The organism is Xanthomonas axonopodis (genome assembly GCF_001304695.1).
GTDB lineage: Bacteria > Pseudomonadota > Gammaproteobacteria > Xanthomonadales > Xanthomonadaceae > Xanthomonas > Xanthomonas axonopodis.
Window position 1 is genome coordinate 1 of record NZ_JFAQ01000223.1, and the last position, 5,523, is coordinate 5,523.

6 protein-coding genes and 1 tRNA gene are annotated in these 5,523 nt (G+C 61.2%); 5 read left to right on the forward strand and 2 right to left on the reverse strand.

Features of this window, described 5'->3' with window-relative positions:
• A partial coding sequence (locus XAXN_RS17735; RefSeq protein ID WP_174515497.1) for a lauroyl acyltransferase occupies positions 1-751 on the reverse strand: 751 nt, incomplete at its 3' end.
• Here XAXN_RS17735 and dtd point away from each other — a divergent pair.
• The 5 genes from dtd to XAXN_RS22010 all read left to right on the forward strand — a co-directional run bounded on the left by dtd (position 750) and on the right by XAXN_RS22010 (position 5,301).
• Entirely contained in the window at positions 750-1,190 is a 441-nt protein-coding gene (gene dtd / locus XAXN_RS17740; protein WP_054320525.1) for a D-aminoacyl-tRNA deacylase, read from the forward strand. The genes XAXN_RS17735 and dtd overlap by 2 nt on opposite strands.
• A gap of 108 nt (positions 1,191-1,298) precedes the next feature.
• Complete coding sequence (gene rpoD, locus XAXN_RS17745; protein WP_054320526.1) at positions 1,299-3,176, forward strand: RNA polymerase sigma factor RpoD; 1,878 nt, start codon at positions 1,299-1,301, stop codon at positions 3,174-3,176.
• Between the two features lie 265 nt (positions 3,177-3,441).
• Positions 3,442-3,687: a hypothetical protein gene (locus XAXN_RS17750; protein WP_008572796.1), complete on the forward strand. Its 246-nt coding sequence runs from the start codon at positions 3,442-3,444 to the stop codon at positions 3,685-3,687.
• 481 nt (positions 3,688-4,168) lie between these two features.
• A tRNA-Ile gene (locus XAXN_RS17755) sits at positions 4,169-4,244 on the forward strand.
• A gap of 172 nt (positions 4,245-4,416) precedes the next feature.
• Positions 4,417-5,301 carry a tyrosine-type recombinase/integrase gene (locus tag XAXN_RS22010; protein ID WP_245149966.1) on the forward strand — a complete coding sequence of 295 codons (885 nt, stop codon included), beginning with the start codon at positions 4,417-4,419 and terminating at the stop codon, positions 5,299-5,301.
• 11 nt (positions 5,302-5,312) lie between these two features.
• Here the strand turns inward: XAXN_RS22010 and XAXN_RS17760 are convergent.
• On the reverse strand, positions 5,313-5,523 hold a 211-nt coding region (locus XAXN_RS17760; protein WP_054320527.1), incomplete at its 5' end, for an IS3 family transposase.

Consider the following 5,523-nt stretch of genomic DNA (forward strand, 5'->3'; position numbering starts at 1 on the left):
GCCGGTTGACCAGGGTCATGGTCAAGGCCGGAATGCCGAAGAACGGTGCGAATACGCCATCGCCCATCTTTGGTTGCTGGTCCGGCAGGATGCCGACCGCGCCGCCGTCCTTGAGCACCTTGAACAATTGCCGCACCGCCGGGCCTTCGGCGCGCACCTGGCGCACGTTGTTGCCGCCGCGTGCCAGCTGCAGGAAGCCATCCACCGCCTCCGATTCCGGCGGCCGGTAAACAATCGCGATGGGCCCGCGTTCGGACAGCCACTGGTTGAGCAGCTCCCAGTTGCCGAAATGCGGGGCCGCCACGATGACCCCGCGCCCGGAGGCCAGCGCAGCGTCGTAGAGCTCCTGGCCGTTGCGTTGCAGGCGTGCCAGGTTCTCCGCCGGCGGGCGGGTCCAGGTGCGCAGCACTTCCAGCGTCTGCCGCGCGGTCGATTGCAGGACCTGCGCATGCAATCGCGCGCGCTGCTTGGCGCCGAGTTCCGGATACGCCAGTTCCAGATTGCGGCGCGCCACGCGTGATTCGCGTGCATTGAGCTTGCGCCAGCTCCAGGCCAGCGTGTCGGCCAGGCGCTTGAGCAACGGCCAGGGCAAGCGGCCCACGGTGGCGGCGGTGGCGTACAACAGGCGAGCGCGAACATCAGGTGTCATCGGCGCAATTCTAAACAGCGCGGACCGCGAAGGCCCGCGCGTGACAGTGCCGGCAGCGCTGGGCATGCTGCGCGGCACAGTTTGCTGCCCGAGAATGCCCATGCTTGCACTGATCCAGCGAGTCACCCGCGCCAGCGTCACGGTCGATGACCAGATCGTCGGGCAGATCGGCCCCGGGCTACTGGCCCTGATCGGTGTGGAGCCCGGCGACAGCGAGGCGCAGATCCGGCGCCTGTCCGAGCGGCTGCTGAGCTACCGGGTGTTCGGCGACGACACCGGCAAGATGAACCGCTCACTCACCGACACCGGCGGCGGCCTGTTGCTGGTCAGCCAGTTCACCCTGGCTGCGGACACCCGTTCCGGCAACCGTCCAGGCTTCAGCACCGCCGCGCCGCCACTGGAGGCTGAATCAGCGTTCAATCAATTGGTGGCGATCTGCCGCGAAAAACATCGCGGTGGGGTGGAAACCGGCCGCTTTGGTGCCCATATGGTTATCGACCTGGTCAACGATGGCCCGGTGACCTTCCTTCTCAGACCCTAGATACAACACGTCCACCAGCGGCCCCGTCTTGAATCCGGCAGACCGGGCTTCACGCTGGTATAATGCTAGGTTCTCTTTCCAATCTCAAAGCCGGTGGCGCGAGCACTCATGGCCAACGAACGTCCTGCCCAGCAATCCGACATCAAGCTACTGATCAGCAAGGGCCTGGAACAGGGCTATCTGACCTACGCCGAAGTCAATGACCATCTGCCCGACGACTTGGTCGACCCGGAGCAGATCGAAGACATCATCAGCATGATCAACGGCATGGGCATCGATGTCCATGAAGTTGCACCCGATGCCGAAACCCTGTTGCTCAACGATGGCAACACCGGCAACCGCGAGGTTGACGACACCGCCGCCGAAGAAGCTGCCGCCGCGCTGACTGCGCTCGACACCGAAGGTGGCCGCACCACCGACCCGGTGCGCATGTATATGCGCGAAATGGGCACGGTCGAGCTGCTGACCCGCGAAGGCGAAATCGCCATCGCCAAGCGTATTGAAGAAGGCCTGAGCCAGGTCCAGGCCGCGTTGGGCGTGTTCCCGCTGTCGACCGAAATGCTGCTGGTCGATTACGAAGCGCACAAGGAAGGCAAGAAGCGTCTGGCCGAGATCGTGGTTGGCTTCAACGACCTGATCGAAGAAGCCGATGCGGCCGCTGCTGCGCTCGCCGCGGCCGGCCCGGTCGCCGTGTCCGACGATGAAGCAGTCGACGAAGACGACGACGAAGACGGCGATGACGAGGCCGCCGAAGAAGAGGCCGGCCCGACCGGTCCGGACCCGGTGGAAGTGGCCACGCGCATGGAGAACCTGGCCAACGAATACGCCAAGTTCAAGAAGGCCTATGCCAAGAACGGCGCCGAGCACAAGCTGGTGGTCAAGGCCCGCGAAGACATGGCCGCCATCTTCACCACGCTCAAGCTGCCGCTGCCGCTGACCGACGCGCTGGTCACCCAGCTGCGTGGCGTGGTCAATGGCATCAAGGACCACGAGCGCAAGGTGCTTCACCTGGCCACCACCGTGGCACGCATGCCGCGCAAGGATTTCATCCGCTCCTGGGAAGGCAACCAGACCAACCTGGAATGGGTGGAAGACGCACTCAAGCGCAAGCAGAAGTGGTCGTCGGCGCTGCGCGACGTCAAGGATCAGATCATCTCCGAGCAGCAGGGCTCGATCGAGATGGAAAAGGCCAACTACCTGACCCTGGGCGAGATCAAAGAGATCAGCCGTGCGATGGCCTATGGCGAAGCCAAGGCGCGCAAGGCCAAGAAGGAAATGGTCGAGGCCAACCTGCGTCTGGTCATCTCCATCGCCAAGAAGTACACCAACCGCGGCCTGCAGTTCCTGGACCTGATCCAGGAAGGCAACATCGGCCTGATGAAGGCCGTGGACAAGTTCGAATACCGTCGCGGTTACAAGTTCTCGACGTATGCAACGTGGTGGATCCGTCAGGCCATCACCCGTTCGATCGCCGACCAGGCGCGCACCATCCGTATTCCGGTGCACATGATCGAAACGATCAACAAGTTGAACCGCATTTCCCGCCAGATGCTCCAGCAGTTCGGCCGCGAGGCCACGCCGGAGGAATTGGCCAAGGAAATGGACATGCCCGAGGACAAGATCCGCAAGGTGATGAAAATCGCCAAGGAGCCGATCTCGATGGAAACCCCGATCGGCGACGACGAGGATTCGCATCTGGGCGACTTCATCGAGGACACCAACGTGGAGTCCCCGATCGACAACACCACCAACATCAATCTCTCCGAGACGGTGCGTGACGTGTTGGCCGGCCTCACCCCGCGCGAGGCGAAGGTACTGCGCATGCGCTTCGGTATCGACATGAATACCGATCACACGCTGGAAGAGGTCGGTAAGCAGTTCGACGTCACCCGCGAACGGATTCGTCAGATAGAGGCCAAGGCGTTGCGCAAGCTGCGTCACCCGAGCCGTTCGGAACAGCTGCGCTCGTTCCTGGATATCGACTGAGGCCCGGTCGTAACCGTGCAGTGATCACGCAACAGCCCCGCTCATGCGGGGCTGTTGCGTGATGGCGCAGGCAATTGGCTATGCTTGGGACTGACGTAGTGGTTGGTCGCATGCAAGGCGCGCGTCGGTGTGTAGCGCCTCGACGTTTCACGCACCGCCGACGAAGCTACACGGCCACGCAACATTAAACCGATGTTTCGCAAACCTCACGTGGCGTTCTGACCGCGACTTCTAAGTTGGCGGACGCATGGAGACGAGATTGCTTATGAGCAGGCAAAGCCGCTTTGAAACCACGACGTACCGCGAGCACGAGATCCGCGTGCGCGCCGAGCAGGCGTCCCCTGATGCCAAGTGGACGCTCTGGGTGGACGTGTATGCGCTCGGCGGCAAGCGCCAGCCGCGTATCGGCTGCAATGGGCTGGCCTATGCGACGTACCAGGAAGCCATTGCGCACGGGTTCCGTGCAGGTCGGCAATTGATTGATGGGCAGTTTGAGACGGCTGATGCCTGAGGGGCGGGATTGGGAATTCGGGATTGGTAGGTGTTGTTGGTTGCATTTAGATGTCGCGATCGCGTGCATGACGCTAGCTCCAGCTCCTCTCGCGATGCCGTACCCACCGCCACATCGTATTGGTTGCCATGCTTGCGCAAATGGCTCGCTACCGGTCACGCACACATGCGCTGCGATGGACTGCTAACCAAACCGGCTTCGGCATCACCAAGCTCCACACCGTGCTGCAATCTGCTCAGATGCACCGGTCTATCGAAAGCGTCTGTAGAGCGGGCGCGCGACGGGACTCTGAAATCTGCTGTGCAAGCCCAGCTGCCGCTGGGCTTTTCGTTGTAGGTAGCAGAGATACGTGATCTCGCGGCTGTGAGCGCTGGATCGCTGCAGGCAGAGGGCGCATAGCAGACACGGCAACGCCCAGACAGGTAAACTTTCGCGTCCGCTGCACGGCTCGACATGCTCGCCATCTCGCTGCCAGACACACGGGCCTATAGCTCAACGGTTAGAGCAGAGGACTCATAATCCTTTGGTTCCAGGTTCGAATCCTGGTGGGCCCACCATTTGAAGATCCGATAGCGTCCTATAGAGGCCGGAAATCCCTGATGTTTCACGGAATCCGGCCTTTTTTGCGTCTGCTTGCGTCCTATAGGATCTGCATCAATCCAATCTCTGTTGGCGGTGGCTTTGGCGGTAAGCTACCGCCCCCGATACCCACTTACCGCCATCATGCCTTTGACAGACACTGCTATCCGCAAGGCGAAACCCACCGCATCCGTGCAGAAGCTTCGGGATGGTGGCGGTCTGTATGTACTTTTGCGCCCGGATGGTGCCAAGTGGTGGCGATGGGACTATCGCCGCTCGGTGACGAGCAAGCGCAACACACTATCGCTCGGGACATATCCGGATGTCAGCTTGGCTACAGCACGTGAGCGGCATGCAGCGGCCCGCAAATTATTGGCCGAAGGCATCGATCCTGGCGAGCAGCGCAAGGCCGAGAAATCCGCAACGTTGGAGCGATCGGCCAATACATTCGAAGCGGTTGCTACAGAGCATTTGGCTATGCGAGCTAACAAGCTCTCTGCAGGCTCGGTCGTGCGCGAGCGTCGCCTCCTTCAAAAAGATCTTGGTCCATACATTGGCAGCCGCCCCATAGCTGAAATATCTGCTCGTGACTTGTTGGAAGCGCTGCGAAAGATTGAGTCACGCGGGGCGGTCGAAACCGCTCACCGCGCTCGCATGCTGGCCGGGCAGGTATTCCGCTACGCCATTGCCACGGGCAGGGCCGAACGAGACCCAGCCTCTGACCTTAGAGGTGCGTTGACTCCTCCGATAGGCCGCCACTTCGCAAGCGTGACTGAGCCAGCCCTGGTGGGTGAACTCTTGCGAGCAATCCACGGCTATCGTGGTTCACCAGTGGTGATGGCAGCACTGCAACTGGCCCCGCTCGTATTTGTACGCCCGGGGGAACTGAGGCGAGCACGCTGGGAGAACATTGATCTTGATTCGAGCGAATGGCGGTTCATTGCAAGCAAGACCGTTCAGTCCCACGTGGTTCCATTGTCCTCGCAAGCGGTTGCGATTTTGCGCGACCTACAGCCGCTGACGGGGGCGCGGTGAGTTCGTTTTCCCTAGGTGTTCAGTCCCGGCATTAGATGGATCGGATTCACTTTGAACCGCTCGGGTTCGGATGTCCACTGCTTGCAGATGAATTCGTACGGTGTCAGACCCTTCAGAGCTTTGAGCCTGCGACCGTAGTTGTAGGCGTCGATGAAGTTGGCTAAATGCTGTTGCAGTTGTGCGTGATCGTCGTAATGGAAGCGTTTGACAGTGGCTTCCTTG

What these genes read in the sequence shown, in the direction of transcription:
- dtd (WP_054320525.1), top strand. Translation starts at nt 750, where the DNA reads ATGCTTGCACTGATCCAGCGAGTCACCCGCGCCAGCGTCACGGTCGAT.
- rpoD (WP_054320526.1), top strand. Translation starts at nt 1,299, where the DNA reads ATGGCCAACGAACGTCCTGCCCAGCAATCCGACATCAAGCTACTGATC.
- XAXN_RS17750 (WP_008572796.1), top strand. Translation starts at nt 3,442, where the DNA reads ATGAGCAGGCAAAGCCGCTTTGAAACCACGACGTACCGCGAGCACGAG.